Origin of the sequence: Paenibacillus sp. 102, from assembly GCF_039549175.1 — a bacterium.
Lineage (GTDB): Bacteria > Bacillota > Bacilli > Bacillales > Bacillaceae_G > Bacillus_A.
Genome location: NZ_JBCGHT010000067.1, coordinates 1 through 535, shown reverse-complemented (window position 1 = coordinate 535; position 535 = coordinate 1). Strand labels below are relative to the sequence as shown.

The following is a 535-nucleotide window of genomic DNA, read 5'->3' as shown; positions in this document are numbered from 1 at the left end:
ATCGGCGTTAGTCCCGTCCTTCATCGACTCCTAGTGTCAAGGCATCCACCGTGCGCCCTTTCTAACTTAACCAAACTAAAATTAAAAAATATGAGCTACACTGTTATCTAGTTTTCAAAGAACATACTACGCTATATAAAATAGCGTTTTGGTGGAGCCTAGCGGGATCGAACCGCTGACCTCCTGCGTGCAAGGCAGGCGCTCTCCCAGCTGAGCTAAGGCCCCAAGTTGTATGGTGGGCCTAAATGGACTCGAACCATCGACCTCACGCTTATCAGGCGTGCGCTCTAACCAGCTGAGCTATAGGCCCATACAAATTGCAGAATTAATTTATATCATATGCTTTTTAAAGAGTCAATACTTTTATTGAACTCTCAAAACTAAACGAAAACGAAACACGGAAACTTATATTGATGAACTGCGTTCATCAATTCTCCATAGAAAGGAGGTGATCCAGCCGCACCTTCCGATACGGCTACCTTGTTACGACTTCACCCCAATCATCTGTCCCACCTTAGGCGGCTGGCTCCATAAA

The 535-nt window shown here is 45.4% G+C and carries 2 tRNA genes and 1 rRNA gene; all 3 read right to left on the bottom strand.

Annotated elements, in window-relative coordinates:
* Window positions 1-149: 149 nt before the first annotated feature.
* Window positions 150-225, bottom strand: a tRNA-Ala gene (locus AAIE21_RS29330).
* A gap of 8 nt (window positions 226-233) precedes the next feature.
* Window positions 234-310 (bottom strand) — tRNA-Ile (locus tag AAIE21_RS29325).
* 131 nt (window positions 311-441) lie between these two features.
* Window positions 442-535, bottom strand: a 16S ribosomal RNA gene (locus AAIE21_RS29320); the annotation flags it as partial.